Genomic DNA, 20556 nt, shown 5'->3' on the forward strand with positions numbered 1-20556 from the left:
CGGTCTACTTGGCACATGGTGCCGGGCGGCACTGGCACCGCCCGGCCGATCAGGCAATTTCCATCCCGGCGTGACACGCGGCGTGGTCCCATCCTTCGGCGACGGGGTAGCCGCAGAAGCACGACCCTTCGACCGCGGGCCATCCGTGCATTCGGCGCTGCAGGGCGACCATCAGGTTGGTGCGGTGAATCCACCCGTGCTTGCTGACCATGTCCAGGAGCTGCCCCTGGCCGCGGTCGTGCGCGTCGAACGCCACGTCCCCGCCGGGCACCGGCCCGCGGGTCGCCTCCCAGGCGAGGAGCGTGCCGGTCTCCTCCTCGTGCCGGGCAACGAACCCGTAGATCCGGCTGCACCGCATCTCGTCGAGCTCGTCCAGGCGCCAGACGTTCCGCTCGGCGTCCTGCCACCACGTCGACTGAAAGAGCAGGTCCGACCAGTGGTCCACGGGCTGTCTGCGGCCGTACTCGTCGAAGAAGAAGGTGAAGTCGTCCTCAGCGCACACGGGGCGCTCGATGAAGTGGTCGTCACCCGACGGGTCGAAGTAGTCGGTCAGGTCGACGCCGAACCAGTCACCCACGGCGTGCCCTCCTGCCGTACCCGCGCTCGGCCAGGTCGGCGGCGGCCTTCATGATGGCAATCCCGTCGGGGTGGTCGTAGACGGCCCGTACGATCGCGTCGTGCCACGCCTGTTGACCGCGCAGCGCCCGGCCCGTCGCCGCGGCGTTGCGGCGCGCGGCCTCGAGTTGCTGCTCGATCGTGGGGCAGTGGCAGACCTCGAGGTCGGGGTTCTCCACGCGGGCGTGGCACCCGGGGATGAGGTAGCGGCCGCCGTGCTCGTCCTCCCACCAGTGGCAGACCAGCGCGCGGCCCCCGTCCCGCTCACCGGCCACGGTGCGGCGCCCCGTCCTGCCTGCCCAGGCGGCTGTGCAGCTCCTCCCGGGCGGCCTGCCAGTCCTCGGCGCTGGGCGGCAGGATCCGCAGCGCGCCGAGGACGGCCCGCAGGATCGTGCCCGGGTCGGCCCCCGGCTCCCCCGCGGCGCCCTCGATCGCGTACCACGCCCGATCGTGCTCGGCCGGGGTGAGCACGACCGGCTTCCGCTCGCCTGCGGCTATGCGCTGCTGCGCGAACTGCGCGGTCATGGCGAGCGCCTCGCGCAGCTCCGGGAGCCGGCCGGTGAGGACGACGACGCGCACCGCGGCGGCCTCCTCCTCGTCGTTCGCCTGCCGGGATACCTCGAAGGTGGTCCACGTACTGCCCGGCAGCACATTCAGGGTGTCGCCCGTGTAGTCGGTGACCTGGTGCGCCTGGCCCTCGCCGAGGGCGGCGCGGAGGCCGGCGGCCTGCTCGAGCGACAGCCACACGGCTGCGGTACCGCCTCCGGCCGCAAGGTTCTCGGCCTCCGCCCACACGTACGGCTGCCCGGTCCCGTCGACCGCGGTGCGCAGGAGCAGACGGTGGTTCTGGCCGTCGACGTAGCCGTACGGGTAGGTCAGCCGGCCGGGCTCGGCCGGGGTGGAACTGGTCATGATCTTCTCCTGGTAAGGCGAGGACGGATGGTTAGGCGGGGCCGGGGAAGGGCAGGCTGGGGAGCTCGAGCGGCCACGTACGGCGGCGGGCGTACTCGGTGCGGTCGGTCCTCCAACGGCCGGAGTTCGGCTTGCTGCGGCGCGGCGTGATGTTCCAGCGCATGGCGGTGCCTCTCTGCGGGTGTGGTGGTCAAGCGGCCTGGGTGTCGTTCGGGTCGGGCACGATGCGCAGGTGCCGCGGGCGGGACTCCTCGCGCTCCCGGGCCCGCTCGGCGGACCGTTCGAGCGCCACCGCGGCGGACCGCGCGCGCTTGCGCTGGGAGGCGGTATCCGGCAGACGCCAGTCGGATTGCGCCTCGACCAGGGCGGCGCGGCGTGCGGCTTGCTGGTCCTGCCTCGTCATCAGGGGGCGTTGAGGGCGGGCCTCGTCGACGGGGTCACCGAACCTGCCGGTGGGGATGGCCTCGGCCATGAGGCGTTCGTACGGCGTCATCTCGCATCTCCTGCCGGTTGTGCGGGGGTGGAGCGGGCCGGGCGTGTGGGGCCGCCCGGCCGGTGGGCTACTTCTCGAGGACCTCGGGGACGCGACTGCACGTGCACGTGTGGCCGCACCGCTCGCAGTCCTCGCAGAGCTCGTGCGGGCAGCAGCCGCACGGCAGGCGGCGGGTGGGTGGCAGGTTGCAGCGGTGCGCCGCGTCGTCCTCGGCGGCCGCGTCGCCCTGGTCCAGGCGGGCCACGGCGGCGCGTACGGCCTCCGGGTCGGCGAGGACCTCGGCTCGCACGGCGGCCTCGTGCTCGTCGAGCATCGCCTTCGCCTGGACGTGGAACACGGGCCCGCCGGCCGCGGGGGCGACGAGGTGGTTGAAGATCGGGCGGCGCGTCTCCCTGGACGGGGGCTGCGGCGCGGCGACCAACTTGTCGGCCTGGTGGTCGAGCCACATCGCGGACGTGAGAACGCCCGTGTGCGTCATGTCGTGCGCGGTGGCCGGGAGCTGCAGTTCCATCGCGCGCAGGAACCGGGCGGCCTGGCGCAGGGTGCTGATGTCCTTCACGGTGAAGGTGACGCGTTCCATCGGTGTCCTTTCAGGGACGTTGCAGTGACGCCGGGCGCTTGGAGGAACGTCACGCCGCGGCAGGCTGTGTCAGAACGGGGGCGGGGCAGGCCCAGAGGGGCCCCGGCGGGGAGCTGCTACGCGTCCGGGTCGTGCCGGGTGACGATCGCGTCGAGGTCGATCCCCTCGACGGCGGCGGCGATGTCGAGGGCCCCGTACTCGTCGGTGGGGTAGCCGTTGAACTCGCCGGGCTCGGGCTCGGCCGGTCCGATGAACGTCTCGCCGCACAGGGCGACGTCGCCGGGGAGGGCCGCGTCGATGGCGGCGCGGTACTCGGCCTTGATGCGGGCGAGGGCGCCGGTGTCGGCGAGCATTGTCCGCCAGGCCGGGGCGCCGCCGCCGACCAGGTCGTCGACGTCGGCGTCGGGGCCGGTGGAGTGCACGTTCACGCGGTTGGCCCAGGTGCCGTATACGCGCGTGTTGAGGGAGGCCATCGGGTGTTCCTCGCTTCGTGGTTGGGGCCGGTGCTCTCCGGCCCGGAGGGGGCGGGGCGCCCGTGCGGGGCGCCCCGGAGGACTTCGGGAAGGTCAGGCGGCGAGCAGGAGCTGCGGGTCGTCCGGCAGGGAGTTGAGGAGCGCGTTACGCCAGGCGATGGCGTACTTCGGGCAGTTGCCGCAGTGGACGTGCTTGCCGACACAGCCGGGCATCGGGGCCCGGTTGACGGCGTTGTACGACCAGGCCATGGAGTCGCTGCTGTAGAGCTGGTGGGCGACCCGTCGCAGGCCGGTCTTCTTGAAGCCGAACCCGTGCAGGCGGATCCCCATCCCCCAGATCGTTTCGATGATCCGGGCGGCCTCGTCGGTCTGCTGCAGGCGGCACACGGAGCCGATGCCGACGACCGGTTCGAGCGTGAGGTTCACGCCGACCCGGTCGTACAGGTCAATGCACCGCAGGTAGTCGTCGAGGGTGCGGCCCTGGATCACGGGCATCCACGGGAGCTCGGCATCCAGCGTCATCAGGTTGAGGAACGACGCGACGGTCTTGAGCTGGTGGTCGGCGATCGTGAGGCCGGTTTTCGCTAGGATCTCGTCCTCACACATCCAGTCCTGGATCGCGCAGGCATCCATCAGGCCGGTCTCGTCGTAGTACCGGCGCGCCGCGTCCGCGTAGTAGTACGGCGACACCGTCCAGCGGCCGTACTTCGACAGCTCCGTGAAGCCGCCGGAGTCGAGCATCCAGGGGGTGACGGCGCGCGGCAGGGTCTTGCGGCCGTCGAGCCGCTGGTGAGCGACGCACAGCGGGATGCAGTCGGTGCCGAACTCCTCGCGGGCCAGCCACGACGGCTGATGCGTGCCCAGGTACGTCACCCGGTCGAGGTCGGCGAACCACCGACGCTCGGCGTACACCGGGGCGGGACGCTTTTCCTTGGGCTTAGCATTCGCCGTGATGGCGGGGACGTCGAAGAGAACGGCAGCAGACATGGTGTTCCTTGCTTCGTTGGTTCGTCGGCGGTTGCTCTCCACCAACACTCCGAATAGTACACCAAGGGAAATCCGCTGGGGTAGGGATCCGCGCAAAGAAGAAGGGGGCCGCCCACCAGGGCGACCCCCGCCGGTGCGGGCCGGCTTAGTCCTCGTCGGCCAGGACGACGCGCACCGACGACGTCAGGACCGCGGTCGCCCCGGTGCGGTCGCACAGCACCGCCGTGTCCGGGCCGCTCGTCCACGGGACACGGTCCACATGGACTCGCACGGTGCGCGCGGGCCCGTTGCCCGCCACGATCCCTTCGACGATGTCTCCCGGCTCGATCTCGGGCAGCTCCCGGACTCCCTGCACCTGGCGCACCAGGGCGGCCATCTGCGGCGGCGTCAGTCCCACCGCGGCCAGCGACTGCACCCACGTCGTCCCGAGCGCGTCGGCCGTGCCCGGGTGCTCCTCGAGCCAGGCCGGGACCATCTCGTGCGACACGTTCTGTCCGCGCTGCCACGCCCGGGGCGCTTCCCGGCCGGCCGTCGCCGCGGCGTCGAACTGAGCGAACCGCCCCGCGAGCTCCTTGCCCGCGGCGGCGCGCGCCTCGAGGGCCTTCACCTGGTCCGACGTCGTCCCAGCCAGCTCGAGGGGGCGGCGCAGTGCGGCGGCGTCGTGCCGCAGCCACTCCAGCTCGTCATCGAGGTTCTGCGGCTCCATCGGCGTGTTCTCGGACATGCTCGTCTCTCCATCACTGGTAGGGCAGTTGGTCAGTCTGCCCGCGCCGGGATTGGCCCGGCGCGGGGTTGTGCGGATCAGGCGGCCAGGCCGTACAACGCGACCTGACGGACGCGGTACTTCGTGGCCGCGGCCTGGCCGATGTGCAGGGCCATCGCGGTTCCGGCCGGCGGCCGCGCGGCGGGGCCCTCGGCCTCCTCGAGCGCCTGGGCGCGCCGGATGATCTCCCGCATCGACAAGCCCTTCTTGAAGTCGGCCCCGACGACCACTTCGGTCCGGGCGTACGCCGCGGCGAGCTCCGGCACCCGGCGGGCACCGTTCACCAAGTCGCTGTTGCACCCGAGGACACAGAAAACGCAGCTCAAACGCCGATTTCCCCAGTCATACGCCGGGTGGTACGGCAGACGCGACCGGGCTATCTCCGCCCACACCGTCCGGTCGCTCCACGCGTGAATCGGCCGCCAAGTGGTCACGTGCCGCTTCCCGTTGCTCGCCCCCCGGTTCACCTCCACCTCGGCGAGCTGCGCCCGCGCGGTGCTCTCCGCGGCCCGCTGGCCGATGCACTCCAGGATCAGCACGGGGCGGCCCAGGTCGCCCAGCTCGTCGACGAGACGGGTGTAGAGGGTCCGGATCGGGCCCCTTTTCGCGTCCGGGGTGCACCAGCGTGCCGCGCTCGACGGCCAGGCCGGGGCGACCTTCGCCGTGGCCGGATCCTCGCCGCGGCCGCGCGCCTCCTCCTCGGCCTTCGCCTTGAGCTTGCCGTACCGGATCTCGACGCGGTCGAGGAGATCGGCGCCCTTCGCCTGGACCACTTCGAACCGGGGGACTCCGGCGAGCGCCGCCTGGAGCTCGGCGAGCTCGCGCGTCCCCTCCCACTCGACCCGGCCCAAGTCCGCGTGGACCACGACGACCTTGTGCAGCATCCCCAGGACCTTCGCGCGCCGCACGACGTACGAGAGCATCGCTTGCGAGTCCTTGCCCCCGCTGCTCGAGATGACGATCCAGTCGGCGTTGAGGATCATCTCGTCCGGCACGGTCGTCGACGGCTCAAGGGGGACGGACGGGTGCACCCGGCTCGCCCGCTTCCGCTTCGGCTTGGGCTTCGCCGGCGCGGCCGCCACGGGGGCTTCCTGGAGCGTCTGAATGTCGGGGAGGTCGAACAGGGCGATCGTCTGCATGGCGAGGTCCTCGAGGGCGCGGAGCGGGCGGAGAGCGGGGAACGGGCCCGGGGCGCGCGGCGGCGCCCCGGAGCGGCCGTCAGCGGTACCAGTGGCCGAACTGGTTGCGGGCGGTCACGAACTGCTCCGCGTACTCCTCGCCGCGCCACTCGCTCGGGGGCAGCGCGTAGCGGACGACCGCGCCGAACCGGCACGTGGATACGACGGTTGCCGTGTCGCCGTCGTGCAGGGTGATCACGTCGCCGGGCTCGAGCCCCAGGTAGTCGGGCGTGGACACGCTGGCCTCGCTGCGCCACCAGGCGCCCCACGCCTTCGGCGCGGACGGGGACACCGGGAGCGGCGCGAACTGGTCGCCGGGCCGGTGGTCGACGACCGAGGCCGTGTTCGCCTTCGGGCTGTAGAGGTGCTCCCGGTCGTACGCGGCCGGGACGCTCGAGACGGGCAGCTCCCCCAGGGCGAGCGGCGCCCGCCGGGGCCTGGCGGCCGGCTGCGGGGTGGTCGGGACGTCGAACAGGGCGATGGTCTGCATGGCTGGCTCCTGGGCAGGTTGAACGGGCGATGACGGGGGTCGGGGCGCAGCGTGGGCCGCGCCCCGACCGGGGGAGCTGCTAGTGGGCCGCGGGCGCCGGGGGCGTGAGGATGACCGCCGTCAGCCGCCCGGACTCCCGGAACTTCTCCACCGCCCAGCCCGCCGTGTGGAACAGGTCGGCGTACTCCTGGGTGATCCGCTCCCGCTCAGCGGGCGGGATCCTGAACTCCGAGGGGCGCGGCCGGTGCTCGGTCACGAACCGCAATACGACCTCGCCGGTCTCGGGGCGCGGGTCGAGGTAGGCGCCCACACTGACGACCTGGTGGGCGTCGTTGAACGCCGCCAGCGGCTGACCGTCGATCGTGAGCTGGCGGAGAGCAGCCTTCACCTGGGGGACATCGACGTTCCGCGGGAGGCAACCGAGGCCGTGCGGCGTGGCCGGGGCGGGCTTCTCGGCGGCCGGGGCCGGGGAGAAGCGGGGAAGGCCGCGGAGCTTCCCGACGGGGGTGGACAGTTCCGAGGTGACCAGACGGCGCACGGCGAACCCCTTGTCCCGGCGGACCGCCGCGACAACCGCCGGGTGACGTTCGGCCGCCTTGCGCGCCCCGGGGTCGTCTCCGGCCTTCACGCGGGTTAGCTCCGCGCCCTGGGCGTCCGTGATCGTCCACCAGTCGGTGGGCTCGCCCGCGGGCGCCGGGGGCAGCTCGGGCAGCTCCTCCAGCGCGGCGAGCGGGGCACGGAGAGCCTTGCCGCCTTGCGTGGCGCTGAGCACCTCTACGGTGCCGTCCGCGTCGGGCCCGGAGTTCACGACGACGACGTTCCGCTTCGTGGCGCCCTCGGGGGTGAAGGCGGCCGCGGCGCCGACGGGGTACTTCTCGGCGAGCTGGGCGGTGCGCACCTTCTGGGCCGCGTTCACGCCGTGGTGGGTAAGCACGTGGTCCACGCCGCCCGGCTGGGTGGCGAGCTGGCGGGTCCGGATCCACTGCCGCTCGAGCATGATGCCGACCGTGCGCTTCTTGGCGTCGGACGGGATGCGGTGCTGGGAGACGGCGAGCGCGGCGAGCAGAAGACGGCCCTGGTAGTCGGTCGGGGTGGCGTCCCACGCGGCACGGGTCATGACGGAGTTCTCCTCGGTGAGGTCTGGCGAGTTGGGGGAGAGTGCCGGGGCGCGGCGCGTACGGTCGCGCCCCGGCGAGAGAGGGACCGGACCGGTCAGGCGACGTCGGTGACGTCGTAGAAGACCGACAGGCCCTTACCGAGCCGCTCGGCGGGCATGTCGAGCGTCGGGCGCTCGTACTCGGCGCGCACCACCCGCTCGTACGTCACCTCGGCCATGAGGCGGTTGCCGTGGTCCGAGACGCTGACGCGCCGGATCGACCAGAAGTCGAGGGCGTACCGCTGCGTGCGGGTGACGGGGTCGGTGTACTCGACGAACCGGATGGCCAGCACGGGCTTCCGGTCGGCGCCCTTGATGACGGACTCCCGAAGCACCTTGCCGCCCGCGATGTTGAACAGGAAGGCGTCGTGCTGCTCGGCGAGGACGTCGGTGGTGCTGGGGGCGCCGATCACGGACCGCATGGGCCCGTACTGCGCGGAGAGCTGCGGCAGGGGCTTCGCAGCGAGGGCAGCGTTCACGAGGGGTGTTCCTCCTTCGTTGGTTGCGGCGGGTTGCTCTCCCGCCAACAAGAAGAATAGTACACCCAAGGCAATCCAGGGAAGGGGTTCCCCAGGAAATACGGCAGATGTGCACCCCAGGATTCCCCCGGGCTTACCATTCCGGGGTAATCCTGGGGGTGTCGGCCGCGGGGAGCTGTCAGGCCGCGGGCGCGTACCGCCGGCGGTCCGGGCTCACCTCCAACACGGCGAACAACGCTCCCTGTCCGTCCAGCGCGTACCGCTCGGCGTCCACCTCGTCGGCCTCCCGCGCGCACGCCGCGTCGACCTGCCGGAACAGCTCCACCCGCTCCGTCTCCTGGCGCTCCTTCTCGACCCGCGCGGCCTCGAGGACGGCCAGGCGCTCCGCCTCGACGACGACCGCGGGCACCATCCGGACCATGTGGGCGTTCACCGCGCTGTCGTCGGCCCGCTCGAGGTCAACTCCGCCCGCGTCGGCCCACACATCCTCGGCGACAGCCCCGTACTGCTCCCACAGCGGCCGGGAGCTGTCCCGCTCCCCCACCGGCCGCGTACGGGCCCCCAGATGCTGCGCCAGGGCGCGCAGGGCGTCCGCGCGGAACACCCGGGCCCGGGTGCGCATGGTGGACGCGTCCTCGTACTCCAGGAACGGCTCGGCGGCCACGGACCGCTTCCACGCGCCGAACACACGGACCGCCCGGGTCACCATGGCCTCCACCTCGCCCAGGACCCGCTCGAGGGCAACCAGGTAGCGGGCCAAGGCGTGCGCGGGGCCGTCGACGCGCAGCCGGCGCATGTCCTGCCACCCGTGCCGCTCCCCGTTGCCCCACCGCTCCTCGTACACCGACCAACGGGGGTTCACCTTGTACGGCGTCGACATCTCGAGACCGTGGACGTCGGCCAGGGCCCACGCGATGTCGTGGTGCTGCTGCGCCCTGCGCTTCGACTGGACGGGGAACGCCAGCTCGGCGGTGAACCGGCCGGGGGCCGACTCGTGCGGGCGGGGGATCTCTACGTACGCGCTCACGCGCTTGTTCCTCTCCTTCGGGTTGCGGCGGTAGCTCTCCGCCGCGGGGGCCGGCCCACGGGATGCGGGCCGGGGATCACGGGGGCCGGTCAACGGCTGCGGAGCACGCGGAGCACGCGGACGAACCAGGACGGGCGGCGGCGCTGCTCGCAATGTCCTCGGCGCGCGTACGCCCGGATCATCGCGGCCACCGCCTCCGGGTTCGGCGACTCGTGCCAGTGCAGGCGCACCCACACGCCGTCGCGCAGGTCCCCGTACGGGCGCTCGAGGAACAGCGACGCGCCGCCGTCCTTGTACCACCAGACCATCCAGACGCGGTCCGTGTCGTACCGGCGCACGTAGACGTCAGCCGGGGGCGCGGGCGGCAGCTCCAGGAGCCGGGCGACGGCATCGGTGAACGCAACGAACGTGGGCTCGCTGGGGAGGTGAGAGCGGAGCCAGTGGGGAAGCATGGGCAGGCTGAGCCTTCCTGGGAACGCCCCGCCGCGCCCGGACGCACTCGGCGACCAGAACGACGGCGGCGGGGCCGGAGAACGGGGCTGGGGACTTGCTGGGGGCATCAGGAGACGGCCGGGGGCTCCACCTCAGGCGGGATCACGTCGACACGGAGAGCGCGCCGCGTCTGCGTGTTGCTGCTCTCGACCCGCCAGACCTTCCACCCCGCCCGGTCGAACGCTCCGGCGACGTCGTCGAGGGCCTGGTTACGGGCGGCCCGCACGGTGCGCGTGTTCCCCGTCCGCGTGTGCCGCTCGTCGTGCGCACCGTCGACGAACCAAGAGACCTCCAGCGTTCGGCCGCAGTGCGGGTCCACGAACGCGCCTTGCGGCCCCTGGGCGCTGTGCCAGTCCCGCCACAGCATCTTCCGGCCCGGGAACGTTGCCACGGGCACCGCGGCCGCGCGAAGGACGGCGAGGGCCTCGGCCACGCCCGGGTAGTCCGCGAACTCCGCGAGGGAACCGACCTGATCCGGCTCCGGCACGTGCCACAGGCTGACGGAGACCGGTTCGACACCGCTCAGGCGGTGCGGGGGAAGGCGCCGGGACAGGCGGGCGGAGATCGCGGCGACCAGCTCGCGGTCATGCCCGCGCGGGTCCAGCTCCCCGCCGTCCGCGATGCTGTCGCGCAACGCGTGCACCTGGTCGCCGTCCATGTGGTGGAGCTGCTCACGGATCGCCCAGTACCGTTCACCGCTGCTCAGGATGACGCGGACACCCGTCGCCGCCGCCTGCTTACGGAGAAGCCGGCTGACCGTCTGCGGCTTCGCCTTCACACACTCCGTGCCCGCATGCAGCGCCAACACGGCATGAATCACGGTGCTCGTCACAACACAGGCGTTGTCCTGCTGCGCCGCAGCAATGATCAGACGCGCCAACTCGTCGGCGCGCTCCGTGGGACTCAACATCAGGGGTTCCTCGCTTCGTGGTTCGGTCCGGCGTGCTCTCGCCGGGCAGTGGGCCGCTCGGACGCGGCTTGCGTCGCCCCAGGGGGAACGGGGCAGGTGACGCGGGTTTCTGGACTTTCTGGACCGTCCACACGCGCGCGGGCGCGTATGGGGCCTCGAGGGTGCCGCCCGACCCGATCCGGCCGGGCGGCACCGGTCGGGGTCAGCGGTGGGCGGCGTCCTTGTACTGGATGGGGACGTCCACGCGGATCATGGACCCGAGCACCTTCCGGGCGTTGTCGGCGGGGCTCTGGCGGCCGTCGACCCGGCGGAACTTGACGACGATGGGCGGGTGCGCGGGCAGGAACCAGCCGACGTCACGGATCCCGGCGGTGATACGGGCGGTGACGGTCCGCCCGGCCCCCGTGTCGGGGCGGCAGTCCACGCGTACCTCGGCGGTGCCGCTCTCGATCGCGTCGGTCTCGTCGGGGGTGGCCCCCACGTGCATGTAGGCGAGCGCGGCGGCGCGGATGCTGTCGGCGGTGTGCGGCATGTCGGTGCCGTACATCCGGCGGGCGTGCGGCTGCACGGCGAGGATGGCGGCGCGCGCCTGCACGATGGCGTCCTTGGCGGCGCTGCGGGCGGCGGTCTTGGCCGAGAGGCTGTGAGCGGCCCGCAGGGACTCCCACACGCCCTCGGCGTGGTCCCGGGCCGCGCGCAGCCTGTCATGCAGCGCGGGGGGCGCGGCGAGCGGCAGAGCCTCCAGGTGGTTGACGAGCCGGTGAAGGCTGGCCGGGGACAAGTCGGTGGCCTCCTCGGCGGCCTCACGGGCGGCGTGCGCGGCGAACAGGGGCGCGGCGGCGGCCGGGGGCGTGAGCGCGGTGATGGCCTCGCGGATGAGCGGGTACGCCTCCGGCTTCGGCGGCTTCACCGTGTGGGCGAACGCGGCGGACAGGGCGTCGTCGGTGGGCTGCCCGGTGTTCTGCTCGGCCCACCACTTCGCGGCGAACCCCTGGGCCCATCGGCGGGTCTTCTCGTCGGCGAGGGCCTCGGCCGCCGGGCGCGGGGTGGGGAGCGGCTCCAGCCAGTACGAGGACTCGCCGGTGTCCGACTCGAGGTTCACGCCTCCCGCGTCGGCGCGATAGCACTGCCAGCCCTGGTCCTGAGCCCAGGCGATAAGGGCCAGGGCGGCGGCGCGGTCGATGTTCTCGACGCGGGGGTCACGGCCGAACACGCGGAAGTGCTGCGCCCAACGCTCCCCCTCGCCAAGAAGGGCGGCCGCGTTCTCGTCGACCGAAGCCACGGGGGCCGGGCCGAACACGGTGTCCAGGGAGGCGCGGGTAACCATGAGGTGCATCTCCGGCGGGTAGGTGCTGCCGGTCCTGCTCTCGTCGTGGCTGCGGAACGTCCAGGAGGGGCGGACCCACGGTGCGCCCGGGGCGCCGACGTACGTGGTGACGGTGGCGATGGTGCGGGTCTCGCCCAGGTGCGCGTGGATCACGTCCATGCCGGGCCGGATCATGTCGGCGCGGACGGGGAGCGCGGAGCCGTCGGCGACGGCGGCGAACGTCTCGGCGTAGTACGCGGAGAGTTCGGCGGTGATCTCGCCGGTCAGCTCGGCGTCCGTGGGGCGCTCCGCCGGGGTGGGGAACACGTCGCCGGGGGTGGCGGGGCGCAGGTACACGGTCCGGCCGTCGCGGTAGACGATGTGGGCGGTCGACTGGCTCGCGGACATGCGCTTGACGGTGCGCTTCACCTCGGGCTGCATCTGCGCGGCGTTGATCTCGTCCTGGGCCTCACGGGTCGGGATGACCTCGGCGGGGCCGTCGTTCGTGATCCGGACGTGCTGGCGCTCGTCGGCGGCCGGGGCCGGGGTCTCCTCGGCGGACGCTGGCTGCGCCGGAACGTAACGGCGGGACTCGCACACGATGGCCTTGTCGGCGTCCTGGTGGAACGTCCAGCCACGGAAGCGGCGGTTCTTCACGATGGTGCGGACGTGGTCGGCGGGGATGCCCGCGTGGGCCTGGCGGCCGTCGACGAACACGGCGTGCGGGGCGTCAACGACGTCCTCGGGGAGCGGCGCAGCGTCGCGGGCGTACTTGACGGAGGAGTGGCCCAGCGTCTCTACGGCGGCGGTGACGGCGCGCAGGGTGCGCACCTTGCGGGAGTCGACGGCGCTCGAGACGGTGGCGTCGACCAGGCCGCCGCGGGCGCCCTTCTTCTTCGCCTTGGTCCATACGAGCGTCAGGGTGTCGCCCGCGATGGTGCGGCCCAGCTCGGTACCGGCGTACGCGACGGGGACGGGGATCGCGATGCGCACCACGTAGGAGGTGAGCGTGTCGCGGTCGGTCGTCTCGACCGTCACGGTCAGGCCGAACGCGGCCGCAAGGGTGATGAGTTCGTCCGCGTTCTTGATGCCGGTAGTCGGGGTCTTAGCCATCGGGTGCTCCTCGGTTCGTTGGTTCGGTCGGGGATGCTCGCCCCGGCCCCGCCTTAGTGGCGTGCCCTGAACGTACCCCCCACCCCCAGAAATAGTCAACCCTGGGAAATCTAGGGGCGCTGCGCCGCGCGACTTCTTGGCTGCTGACCTGTGGTTCTTACGGATTCTGACGTCAGGGGTGTTGCACTGGATTTCCCTTGGTGTACTGTTCTTCTCGTCGCCCCGGAGAGCACCGGGGCCAACCAACGAAGCGAGGAACACACCATGGCCGTCACCCTGGACAAGACCCCCCAGCTCCACCTCTTCATCGCGGTCGTCACCGACGCGGGCACCGACCGCGCCGCCGTCCACCACCTCGGCCTCACCGACGCCTTCGCCTACGACGACCAGGTCAACCGCGCCTGGGACGTGAAGCACGCCGTCCCCGGCTCCGCCGTTCACCTCGTCGTCGCCAAGGACCGCTCCGCCGGATTCCGCGAGGCGCGCAACGGCGACAGCGCCGACGCGCTCATCAACCCGTTCTTCATGACGGACAGCGCCGTCACGGCCTGACCCCACAGACCGCACCGCCCGCCGCCACCCCCCGGCGGGCGGTGCGCCCCGCCCCCGGGCCGGCTGTCCGCCGGAACGGGCGCAGGGCGCACCGCCCACGGCCCCGGAGAGCAACCGGGACCGCACGAACCAGCGAAGGAATGCCCCATGCAGCGCTTCCCCCGTCTCGGCCGCATCCTGGCCCGCCGTCCCCGCCCGGCGTCCCTGCTCGCCGCCGGTACCGCCGTGATCATCCTGGGCGCCATGGGCGCCATCGGCGCCTCCGACGCCACCCCGGCCGACTTCGCCCCCAAGAGCGACACCGTCACCGCGTACAACGACGGTTTCATCGACGGGCGCGCCGACGCGATGGGCGACGACAACCGCGACGGCCGCATCGACGAAGACGAATCCGGGTGGGACTGCCGGACCATGGGCAACCGCGAGTGCGGCCCGGACGCGCCGACGCCGTGCCAGAAGGCGGGCCCCGCGCTCCCCCTCTGCGTCGCCGTCGCCATGCGCCCCGCCTACGGCTGGACCAACCCGGACGGCTCCCGCGTCGACGTGCCGGACGGCCGGACCGTCGTCCGCGACCTGGACGCAAAGCCCGGAAGCCGTGCATTCCTCCTGGAGCTGCGCGCCCTGGACGCCGAATACCGCGAACACGCCCCGCGCGGCTGACCCCGCCCACCCCCCGCCGGGGCGCAGCACCGCGCCCCGGCCCCTCACAGCCCCGGAGAGCCACCGTGTCCGTCCTCCCGCGCCAGATCCCCGCCCATGCCCGCCGCGCCCTTGACGCCGCCCTCGAGGGCACCGGCGTCCGCATCACCGGCCCGGCCCCGAACACCCGCGTCACGCTGCTCGCGGAGCATGAGGGGCAGACGTGGCGTGTCGCGTGGCTGGGGATCTACGACACCTGGGGACTGATCGGCCCGACCGGGTCCGGCTGTGAGCACACGGTCGGCCGTCCCACGGACGAGGTCGCCGAGGCGATCACCGCACCGTGGCCGAAGGCGGAGCCGGAGCCGGTTGACCCGCACCCGGGCGTGCCCCGCACGCACCTGGGCGTCGACGTGCCGGAGTTCGTCCGCGCCGACTGGGGCAGTGAGCGCGCGCAGTGGTTCCGCCTCGGCGTGGCCGCCGCCGTCGGGAAGCTGCCCGACACCCGCCCCCGCGCCTGACAGCTCCCTGCCCGCCGGGGCGCACCCCGCGCCCCGGCCCTCTCCTCACCCGGAAGGAACCCCCAGCGATGACCACCCCGCCCACCCTGACCCTGCCGCCCGACGACGAGGGGGCGTCCGAGGTCGAGTTCGTGACGCTCACCGTCGTTGTCCGCCGCGACGGGACCGAGGGCGATCCGTGCGAGACCGCCCTCGGTGGCCACCCCGACGTGCTGTTCGTCGGCCACCAGGACGGCATCACGTACGAGGCATTCGCCCTCGGCGCGAACCCGGAGGGGTGGCCGCTGTGACGCGCCCGAAGCAGGGCATCAACTGGTCCACCATGCACCGCGCCGACTTCGACCCGGCCGCCCCGCTCGCCCTGATCGACAAGCGGTTCGTCAGCCACCGCGTGGAGGCCGCGCCGCACATGAACGGCACCGACGCCCTGTTCGGGGACGAGCCGATCCGCCCCCGCGCCGCCCGCGCCCGGAGGCCGGCTGCCGCGCCCGCGCCCCATGACGACGCCCTGTTCTAACCCCTGAGAACAGTAAGCCAAGGGCAACCCGTCCGGTCCCGCTCGACGGGGCCGGATGGCTCCCACCTGGGAAAATGTAGATCACTGCGGATCACGTGTTCCCTTCACCGTTTCCCTTGGTGTACTATTTCTCTTGTTGGCGGAGAGCACCGCCGACGAACCAACGAAGAACACGAGGAACACCACATGGCCAGTGCCCGCAGCCGTCGCGCCGCTTCCACCCTCCGGACCCGCGCCCGCGCCCAGCGCGAGACCCGCAACGCCGTCAAGGCCGTTGCCGCCGGTCCCGCCCCCGCCTCCGCCCACCTGATGGCCGGTGGCGTCGCCCCGCTCGTCGCCCACAACTACGCGGCCACCATCACGAAGAAGGCCAAGGGCCTCGACCGTGAGGCAGGCGCGGGCACCACGGCGAAGAAGCGCAAGGGCAAGAAGGGCCTGACCGTCTCCCGCACCGGGGACCTTGCCCGCATGAAGCGTCACCGCGTCGTCCCGGTCGCGCTCTGGACCCGCGAGGACATCCGCGCCGTCGCCCTCTCCGGCTTCACCCCGAAGAACGACCAGGTGGCCGACTTCCTCGCCGCGCTCCGCCTCGGCCGCCCGGCCGCCGCCCGCGCCGCCGCCTGACCCTCCCCGAACCGCCGGGGCGCGGCCCTCCCCCCGCCGCGCCCCGGCCCCTCGACACCCCCGGAGACGGAGACACCCATGCCCACCACCACCGCCCCGTTCGTCGGCCAGTACGCCCAGGCCGCCCAGCGCGCCCGCACCGTCGCCGAGATCGCCCGCGACCGGTTCACCACCGACCCCAACATCCGCGCCGCCCTGTACGCCATCGCGGACCGCCTCGACGCCGCCGCCCGCGAGTTCGACGCCGTCCCGCCCGGCGCGTACGAGCACCTGCCCTCGGAGGCCACCGAGGAGCTGTTCACGGCCGAGCAGATCGCCGTGGACCACCCGGCCGCCCGGTTCCCCGCCGAGCTCGGCGAGTACGTCCTGGTGCCGCTCGTCGACCGCGACCTTCCGTTCCCCCGCCGCCTGAACCCGGCCAACCCCGACTTTGCGCAGTTCGCCCAGCGCGAGACCGACCAGGCGCACGCGCTGCACCTCCTGCACAACGACGGCCTGCACCAGTGGGAACGCACGGACGACTGGCTGCGCCAGGTCTTCAAGGTCTGGGAGAAGCACCTCCGCCTTGAGGCCGAAATAGCCGTGCACAACGCCCGCCCCTGCAACCGCCGCTGACCCGCCCGGCCGGGCGGGGGCGTCACAGGAACCCCCCGCCCGGCGTACTACCCGGCGAGAGCACGCCGGGCCACCACGAACCGAAGGAACCCCCGCATGACCACTCAGCCCACCATCGCCCCCGAGCAGCCGATGCACGACGCGCACGGCCACTACTCGCCCCCGGCTGGCTTCGAGTACCCGTTCAGCATCGGCGACATCGCGTTCGCCGTCGCCCGGCTGCTCCCCGGCGACTGGTTCGCCGACTCCGGAAACTGGGGCGTCACCGGCAAGGTGTTCAGCCCCGACGGCATCGTGTTCGAACTGTTCGTCGACTACGACAACGACCTCTTCATGGAGTGCCGTCTCCCCGAGGGCCAGAAGCTCCCCAGTGGAACGGCCTTCACCGGTGACATGAGGGTCGCCCACGACGGTGTGTACCTGGAACTCGCGTCCGCCGCCGACGGCCTTGACTACCTGTCGCAGCAGTACGCCGCCGCCATCCGCGTCATCGCTGGGCTCTCCGCCCCCGACGCCCAGTAGAGCCGTCGCGCCCCGGGGCCGGACGTACGAGCCGCCCCGGGGCGCGACCACCACCCCATCACCCGAACCCCGCTGAAAGGCGCGCAGTCATGACTACACCGCTCCTCGACAACCTCGCCGCCCTCGACGACCACGACCTTCTGGACCTCCGCGCCAAGGCGCAGGACTTGCTCCGTGAGCGCAACGGGGCCGCACTCGCCGGGGTCGTCCTGAACGTCCTGCGGGACGTACTCGCCGAGACCGGCGACACCCGCACCCCCCTACGCGTCGCGTTCGTCACGACCGAGTGGGACAACGGCCACTTCTGGTACCCGGAGGCGGCGCGCGTGACCTTCTTCGACGGGAGCACCGAGGAGATCGAAACCGTCGACCTGAGCGGCGCCGACGACGAACTCACGGATCACGCCTCCTACCAGCCCGAGCCGCTGAACGGCTTCTCCCAACTCGTCATCACGTTCGAGCCGCCCGCCGTCGTCGTCTCCTGACCGCGTCGCGCCCCGGGGCCGAACACACGAGCCGCCCCGGGGCGCGACGCAAGCACCACCCGCACCGCCCAATACCCCGGCCGGAGAGCACCGCGCCGAACCGAACCACCGAAGCGAGGAACACCCCCGTGAGTACTGCCGTCACCCAGGCGACCACCGCCGCGCCGCTCGCCGCCCTCCTGCCCGTCAGCATGAACGGCAAGTGGCGGACCGGACCGGCGCCGTACGGCATCCGCAACAACGTTGCCACCTCCCGGCTGACGGACGGCCGACGCGCGCTGATCGTCGTTGAGGAGGGCAACCGCGTCGAGCTGTACGCCGACCGCCCGGACGTCTTCCCCACCACCCCTGACGCCGTCGTCGAAGGCACGGACCCCACCGCCGTCGCCGCGCTGGCCGCCCGCGCACTGCGCTGGATCCTCCCCCGGCTGGACGCCGAACGGATGTGGGCCGACGCGGGCGGGTTCAGGGATCCCGCCGACCAGTGGCAGCGCTTCCTCCGGTTGAAGGGCGCTTACCTGATCGACGTTGGATTCCTCCTCGTCGACCACGGCGCGCACCCCGTGCCGCGAGAGCTTCCCGGCCAGATGGCATGGAAGGCCGACCACATGAACGAGTTGGGGCACGCGCTGGCCATGGAGCGTCCGGACGGGCCCGGACTGGCGTGGACGGCCGCGAGCGGCGCCGAGTGGGGCGTGTGGTCGCACGGGTGCGGCCCGACCTACACCCTGACCTACGAGGGGCCCATGCACGGCCTGTACGAGGTGCTGCCGGTCCTGCTGCCCCCGCTGGGCGCACACACCCCCACGGACGCCGGTAGCCCGTTCACACGCCACCTGACGGACCGCTTCCCGCAGCTCCGCCCCGTTGACGCCGACGAGGTCGAGTTCGGCGGCTACCAGGACCTGGACGGCTCGATAGTGCTCCCCTCTCGCGCCGAGCCCGGCGACCTCCCCAACGACGGAACCCGGATCTGCGCCCGGGTCAGCTCTGTCGGCTCCGACTTCCTGCTCGCTGCCGCCGCGTACCTGGTCTGACCCTCACCCGCCCGGCCGCGCCCCCGCCCCTTGCGCAGGGGCGCGGCCCCCTCGAAAGGCCCCACGACATGAACGCGTCCGTGACCATCCCGGCCCCCGTCGCCTGCCCCGCCCGCACCCTCGCCGAGCACGTCGCCGCGCTGCTCCCCGCCCGTGCTGGCGTTCCCTGGACCGTCGAGACCTACGCCCCGTGGTGGACCGCCCGGCACGCCGGCGTCCGCCTGGTCCAGGGCACCCGCGCCCTGGTCCTGGTTGCCAACGGCCACGCGTGGACCACCGAGGTCGGGTGGCAGCTCCCCGACCGCGAGCCGTACCGGCCGGACTTCACGTTCTGCACCACCCGCCCGGACCTGGTCGCCCGCGAGATCCTTCGCCTGGTGCTGCCCGTCCTCGACGACGAGGCGGCCCGCACCCGCGAGAACGTCTCCCGCGCCCGCCTGGAGCTGCTCTACGAGATCGGCACCGCGATGCGCGCCCAGGGCGCAGCGACGTACGAGCGGGGCGGGCTCCTGGTGAACACGTCCACCGTCACCTGGTCCTCGAGCGGGCTCCGCTACTCGGCAACCCTGCACGGCTCCAACCCCCTGTGCGACGTCCAGATCGAGGGCCCGGTGCGCGCCGTCGAGCGGGCCACCGCCCGATTCCTGCCCGGCAAGCCGCTCGAGCCGAAGACGTGGCCGATGCGGGACGTCCGGGGGCGCCTGGCCCGCCGCATGGCCGCGTTCCTCGCGCAGTACGTGGACGTCGAGCAGACCGACCAGGGCGGTATCGCGTTCGGGACGCAGCCGGGCGTGTACGGGTACGCCGCGCCCGCCGCCGACCCGGCCGCCCGGGTCCGCGACACCAGCCCGGCCTCCGTCGACCTGCACGCCATCGGCGTCGACTTTCTCGTCTCCCTCGCCCCGCACCTCGCCCGCTGACCCCGGAAGGACACCCGATCATGCCCACCACCGCCCCGCTCCTGGTTCCGGCCTCCGTCCTCGAGGACGCCCTGAGCAAGGCGCGCGCCGCCGCCCGCGCCGTTCTGCCGCTGGTTGCCGAGACGCTGCGCCACCAGTTCCCCACCGGCGCCTACCTGGTGCTCAATCGCCCGTCCGGTGACTACGACGATGACTGTGTCGAGCTGGACTCCGTCCGCGACGCCCAGGGCGAGACCGTGCAGGAGCTGGACCCGTACGGCCGTGGCTCGTACCGGCTCCCGGCCGTGCCGGAGCACATCGCGGGCCTGTGGGGCGCCGCCGACCCGCGCGACCCGGGCGCCGTCCTCGAGCTGATCCAGCGCATCGACGGGGTGTCCCCGTACAAGCTTCTCGACTTCCTGCCCGACGAGCTGCGCACCGACGAGGAGATCCAGGCGGAGGACGACGGGGGCCGTACGCCGCTGGGCCTCCCGCTCGCCTCGCCCGAGCCGGAGCCGAAGCGGTGCGCGGTGTGCCTGGTGACGCTCGAGGAGCACGCCGGGCGGATCTGCCCCCGCCCCTGATCGTCCGCCGCGCCCGGGGCCCGCACCGGCCCCTGGGCGCGCCCCTTCTCTCCGAACGGAGCCATCCCGTGCTGATACCCGCCACCCCCGAGCAGCTCGCCGAGCTGGACGGGGCGCTGCGCCCCGGCGTCCCGCCGTCGTTCCCCGTCCTCCTGGACGTCGCCGAGATCCACGCCGACACCATCGCCGGGCGCCGTACGACCAAGGCCCTGGGCAACTACTCGCGCACCGCGCTGCCGCCGCTGCTGCGTCGGCTGTTGGCCGTCGAGACGGCGCTCCTGACGATGCGCGAGAAGGTCGCCGCGCACATCGCCGCGTACGACACGGGCGACGACCCGACGGCCCTGGAGCTGCTCGAGGATCTCCGGCGCGCCGGGGTCGACCTGGGCGACGACGTCGAGGCCGCCGCCAGGGTGCTCGAGGGCCAGGCGCGCGCCGCCGCATTCACCTGACCGACCCCACGGAATGCGGAGCCCAGGGCAACGCGTCCCGTCGAGGCCGCCGCCAGGGTGCTCGAGGGCCAGGCGCGCGCCGCCGCATTCACCTGACCGACCCCACGGAATGCGGAGCCCAGGGCAACGCGTCCC

Annotated in this window: 29 protein-coding genes; 13 read left to right on the forward strand and 16 right to left on the reverse strand. The window is 72.8% G+C overall.

Going from position 1 to position 20556, the window contains the following annotated elements; translation table 11 throughout:
- Positions 1–49: 49 nt before the first annotated feature.
- The 16 genes from ACF08W_RS29210 to ACF08W_RS29285 all read right to left on the reverse strand — a co-directional run bounded on the left by ACF08W_RS29210 (position 50) and on the right by ACF08W_RS29285 (position 12974).
- Positions 50–577: a hypothetical protein gene (locus tag ACF08W_RS29210; protein ID WP_392281093.1), complete on the reverse strand. Its 528-nt coding sequence runs from the start codon at positions 575–577 to the stop codon at positions 50–52.
- A complete protein-coding gene (locus tag ACF08W_RS29215; RefSeq protein WP_392281094.1) occupies positions 570–890 on the reverse strand; it encodes a hypothetical protein in 321 nt (106 codons plus the stop codon). Before ACF08W_RS29215 ends, ACF08W_RS29210 begins: the two co-directional genes overlap by 8 nt.
- Positions 880–1527 carry a hypothetical protein gene (locus ACF08W_RS29220; protein ID WP_392281095.1) on the reverse strand — a complete coding sequence of 216 codons (648 nt, stop codon included), beginning with the start codon at positions 1525–1527 and terminating at the stop codon, positions 880–882. Before ACF08W_RS29220 ends, ACF08W_RS29215 begins: the two co-directional genes overlap by 11 nt.
- A gap of 190 nt (positions 1528–1717) precedes the next feature.
- Positions 1718–2020 (reverse strand): hypothetical protein, encoded by a 303-nt coding sequence (locus ACF08W_RS29225; RefSeq protein ID WP_392281096.1) that lies wholly within the window; start codon positions 2018–2020, stop codon positions 1718–1720.
- A gap of 67 nt (positions 2021–2087) precedes the next feature.
- Positions 2088–2600, reverse strand: coding sequence for a hypothetical protein (locus ACF08W_RS29230; protein WP_392281097.1), 513 nt, complete (start codon positions 2598–2600; stop codon positions 2088–2090).
- A gap of 116 nt (positions 2601–2716) precedes the next feature.
- A complete protein-coding gene (locus tag ACF08W_RS29235; protein ID WP_392281098.1) occupies positions 2717–3073 on the reverse strand; it encodes a hypothetical protein in 357 nt (118 codons plus the stop codon).
- 93 nt (positions 3074–3166) lie between these two features.
- Positions 3167–4060: a hypothetical protein gene (locus tag ACF08W_RS29240; protein ID WP_392281099.1), complete on the reverse strand. Its 894-nt coding sequence runs from the start codon at positions 4058–4060 to the stop codon at positions 3167–3169.
- A 145-nt stretch (positions 4061–4205) separates the two neighbouring features.
- Positions 4206–4784 (reverse strand): hypothetical protein, encoded by a 579-nt coding sequence (locus ACF08W_RS29245; protein ID WP_392281100.1) that lies wholly within the window; start codon positions 4782–4784, stop codon positions 4206–4208.
- 77 nt (positions 4785–4861) lie between these two features.
- On the reverse strand, positions 4862–5962 hold the full coding sequence (locus ACF08W_RS29250) for a phosphoadenosine phosphosulfate reductase family protein (protein WP_392281101.1): 1101 nt from the start codon (positions 5960–5962) through the stop codon (positions 4862–4864).
- 79 nt (positions 5963–6041) lie between these two features.
- A complete protein-coding gene (locus ACF08W_RS29255) occupies positions 6042–6491 on the reverse strand; it encodes a hypothetical protein (RefSeq protein ID WP_392281102.1) in 450 nt (149 codons plus the stop codon).
- Between the two features lie 79 nt (positions 6492–6570).
- The gene (locus ACF08W_RS29260) at positions 6571–7608 is read right to left on the reverse strand and encodes a hypothetical protein (protein WP_392281103.1); all 1038 of its coding nucleotides are present in this window, start codon (positions 7606–7608) and stop codon (positions 6571–6573) included.
- A 95-nt stretch (positions 7609–7703) separates the two neighbouring features.
- Complete coding sequence (locus tag ACF08W_RS29265; RefSeq protein WP_392281104.1) at positions 7704–8126, reverse strand: hypothetical protein; 423 nt, start codon at positions 8124–8126, stop codon at positions 7704–7706.
- Positions 8127–8304: 178 nt separating this feature from the next.
- Entirely contained in the window at positions 8305–9153 is an 849-nt protein-coding gene (locus ACF08W_RS29270; RefSeq protein ID WP_392281105.1) for a hypothetical protein, read from the reverse strand.
- 89 nt (positions 9154–9242) lie between these two features.
- Positions 9243–9605 (reverse strand): hypothetical protein, encoded by a 363-nt coding sequence (locus tag ACF08W_RS29275; RefSeq protein ID WP_392281106.1) that lies wholly within the window; start codon positions 9603–9605, stop codon positions 9243–9245.
- A gap of 107 nt (positions 9606–9712) precedes the next feature.
- Positions 9713–10555, reverse strand: a complete 843-nt coding sequence (locus tag ACF08W_RS29280) for a hypothetical protein (RefSeq protein ID WP_392281107.1) — start codon at positions 10553–10555, stop codon at positions 9713–9715.
- A 202-nt stretch (positions 10556–10757) separates the two neighbouring features.
- Positions 10758–12974 (reverse strand): hypothetical protein, encoded by a 2217-nt coding sequence (locus ACF08W_RS29285; RefSeq protein ID WP_392281108.1) that lies wholly within the window; start codon positions 12972–12974, stop codon positions 10758–10760.
- Positions 12975–13238: 264 nt separating this feature from the next.
- On the opposite strand from ACF08W_RS29285, the gene ACF08W_RS29290 reads away from it, so the two are divergent.
- From ACF08W_RS29290 to ACF08W_RS29350, 13 genes are all read left to right on the forward strand, one after another.
- Positions 13239–13526 carry a hypothetical protein gene (locus ACF08W_RS29290; protein ID WP_392281109.1) on the forward strand — a complete coding sequence of 96 codons (288 nt, stop codon included), beginning with the start codon at positions 13239–13241 and terminating at the stop codon, positions 13524–13526.
- A 147-nt stretch (positions 13527–13673) separates the two neighbouring features.
- A complete protein-coding gene (locus ACF08W_RS29295) occupies positions 13674–14186 on the forward strand; it encodes a hypothetical protein (RefSeq protein WP_392281110.1) in 513 nt (170 codons plus the stop codon).
- A gap of 65 nt (positions 14187–14251) precedes the next feature.
- Positions 14252–14686 (forward strand): hypothetical protein, encoded by a 435-nt coding sequence (locus ACF08W_RS29300; RefSeq protein WP_392281111.1) that lies wholly within the window; start codon positions 14252–14254, stop codon positions 14684–14686.
- Between the two features lie 68 nt (positions 14687–14754).
- Positions 14755–14976, forward strand: coding sequence for a hypothetical protein (locus tag ACF08W_RS29305; protein WP_392281112.1), 222 nt, complete (start codon positions 14755–14757; stop codon positions 14974–14976).
- Complete coding sequence (locus ACF08W_RS29310) at positions 14973–15203, forward strand: hypothetical protein (protein WP_392281113.1); 231 nt, start codon at positions 14973–14975, stop codon at positions 15201–15203. The genes ACF08W_RS29305 and ACF08W_RS29310 overlap by 4 nt, the downstream gene beginning before the upstream one ends.
- Before the next feature lie 186 nt (positions 15204–15389).
- Complete coding sequence (locus ACF08W_RS29315) at positions 15390–15827, forward strand: hypothetical protein (RefSeq protein ID WP_392281114.1); 438 nt, start codon at positions 15390–15392, stop codon at positions 15825–15827.
- 78 nt (positions 15828–15905) lie between these two features.
- Positions 15906–16442: a hypothetical protein gene (locus ACF08W_RS29320; protein ID WP_392281115.1), complete on the forward strand. Its 537-nt coding sequence runs from the start codon at positions 15906–15908 to the stop codon at positions 16440–16442.
- A 96-nt stretch (positions 16443–16538) separates the two neighbouring features.
- Complete coding sequence (locus ACF08W_RS29325; protein ID WP_392281116.1) at positions 16539–16964, forward strand: hypothetical protein; 426 nt, start codon at positions 16539–16541, stop codon at positions 16962–16964.
- Positions 16965–17053: 89 nt separating this feature from the next.
- A complete protein-coding gene (locus ACF08W_RS29330; protein ID WP_392281117.1) occupies positions 17054–17449 on the forward strand; it encodes a hypothetical protein in 396 nt (131 codons plus the stop codon).
- A gap of 128 nt (positions 17450–17577) precedes the next feature.
- Entirely contained in the window at positions 17578–18486 is a 909-nt protein-coding gene (locus ACF08W_RS29335) for a hypothetical protein (protein WP_392281118.1), read from the forward strand.
- Positions 18487–18554: 68 nt separating this feature from the next.
- Positions 18555–19406: a hypothetical protein gene (locus ACF08W_RS29340; RefSeq protein WP_392281119.1), complete on the forward strand. Its 852-nt coding sequence runs from the start codon at positions 18555–18557 to the stop codon at positions 19404–19406.
- Between the two features lie 20 nt (positions 19407–19426).
- A complete protein-coding gene (locus ACF08W_RS29345; RefSeq protein WP_392281120.1) occupies positions 19427–19969 on the forward strand; it encodes a hypothetical protein in 543 nt (180 codons plus the stop codon).
- A gap of 68 nt (positions 19970–20037) precedes the next feature.
- A complete protein-coding gene (locus tag ACF08W_RS29350; protein WP_392281121.1) occupies positions 20038–20421 on the forward strand; it encodes a hypothetical protein in 384 nt (127 codons plus the stop codon).
- Positions 20422–20556: the final 135 nt, after the last annotated feature.

It is taken from the genome of Streptomyces sp. NPDC015144 (assembly GCF_043079735.1).
Taxonomy (GTDB): Bacteria; Actinomycetota; Actinomycetes; order Streptomycetales; family Streptomycetaceae; genus Streptomyces.

What these genes read in the sequence shown, in the direction of transcription:
- ACF08W_RS29220 (WP_392281095.1), bottom strand. Translation starts at nt 1,527, where the DNA reads ATGACCAGTTCCACCCCGGCCGAGCCCGGCCGGCTGACCTACCCGTAC.
- ACF08W_RS29225 (WP_392281096.1), bottom strand. Translation starts at nt 2,020, where the DNA reads ATGACGCCGTACGAACGCCTCATGGCCGAGGCCATCCCCACCGGCAGG.
- ACF08W_RS29230 (WP_392281097.1), bottom strand. Translation starts at nt 2,600, where the DNA reads ATGGAACGCGTCACCTTCACCGTGAAGGACATCAGCACCCTGCGCCAG.
- ACF08W_RS29235 (WP_392281098.1), bottom strand. Translation starts at nt 3,073, where the DNA reads ATGGCCTCCCTCAACACGCGCGTATACGGCACCTGGGCCAACCGCGTG.
- ACF08W_RS29240 (WP_392281099.1), bottom strand. Translation starts at nt 4,060, where the DNA reads ATGTCTGCTGCCGTTCTCTTCGACGTCCCCGCCATCACGGCGAATGCT.
- ACF08W_RS29245 (WP_392281100.1), bottom strand. Translation starts at nt 4,784, where the DNA reads ATGTCCGAGAACACGCCGATGGAGCCGCAGAACCTCGATGACGAGCTG.
- ACF08W_RS29250 (WP_392281101.1), bottom strand. Translation starts at nt 5,962, where the DNA reads ATGCAGACGATCGCCCTGTTCGACCTCCCCGACATTCAGACGCTCCAG.
- ACF08W_RS29255 (WP_392281102.1), bottom strand. Translation starts at nt 6,491, where the DNA reads ATGCAGACCATCGCCCTGTTCGACGTCCCGACCACCCCGCAGCCGGCC.
- ACF08W_RS29260 (WP_392281103.1), bottom strand. Translation starts at nt 7,608, where the DNA reads ATGACCCGTGCCGCGTGGGACGCCACCCCGACCGACTACCAGGGCCGT.
- ACF08W_RS29275 (WP_392281106.1), bottom strand. Translation starts at nt 9,605, where the DNA reads ATGCTTCCCCACTGGCTCCGCTCTCACCTCCCCAGCGAGCCCACGTTC.
- ACF08W_RS29280 (WP_392281107.1), bottom strand. Translation starts at nt 10,555, where the DNA reads ATGTTGAGTCCCACGGAGCGCGCCGACGAGTTGGCGCGTCTGATCATT.
- ACF08W_RS29285 (WP_392281108.1), bottom strand. Translation starts at nt 12,974, where the DNA reads ATGGCTAAGACCCCGACTACCGGCATCAAGAACGCGGACGAACTCATC.
- ACF08W_RS29290 (WP_392281109.1), top strand. Translation starts at nt 13,239, where the DNA reads ATGGCCGTCACCCTGGACAAGACCCCCCAGCTCCACCTCTTCATCGCG.
- ACF08W_RS29295 (WP_392281110.1), top strand. Translation starts at nt 13,674, where the DNA reads ATGCAGCGCTTCCCCCGTCTCGGCCGCATCCTGGCCCGCCGTCCCCGC.
- ACF08W_RS29305 (WP_392281112.1), top strand. Translation starts at nt 14,755, where the DNA reads ATGACCACCCCGCCCACCCTGACCCTGCCGCCCGACGACGAGGGGGCG.
- ACF08W_RS29315 (WP_392281114.1), top strand. Translation starts at nt 15,390, where the DNA reads ATGGCCAGTGCCCGCAGCCGTCGCGCCGCTTCCACCCTCCGGACCCGC.
- ACF08W_RS29320 (WP_392281115.1), top strand. Translation starts at nt 15,906, where the DNA reads ATGCCCACCACCACCGCCCCGTTCGTCGGCCAGTACGCCCAGGCCGCC.
- ACF08W_RS29325 (WP_392281116.1), top strand. Translation starts at nt 16,539, where the DNA reads ATGACCACTCAGCCCACCATCGCCCCCGAGCAGCCGATGCACGACGCG.
- ACF08W_RS29330 (WP_392281117.1), top strand. Translation starts at nt 17,054, where the DNA reads ATGACTACACCGCTCCTCGACAACCTCGCCGCCCTCGACGACCACGAC.
- ACF08W_RS29340 (WP_392281119.1), top strand. Translation starts at nt 18,555, where the DNA reads ATGAACGCGTCCGTGACCATCCCGGCCCCCGTCGCCTGCCCCGCCCGC.
- ACF08W_RS29345 (WP_392281120.1), top strand. Translation starts at nt 19,427, where the DNA reads ATGCCCACCACCGCCCCGCTCCTGGTTCCGGCCTCCGTCCTCGAGGAC.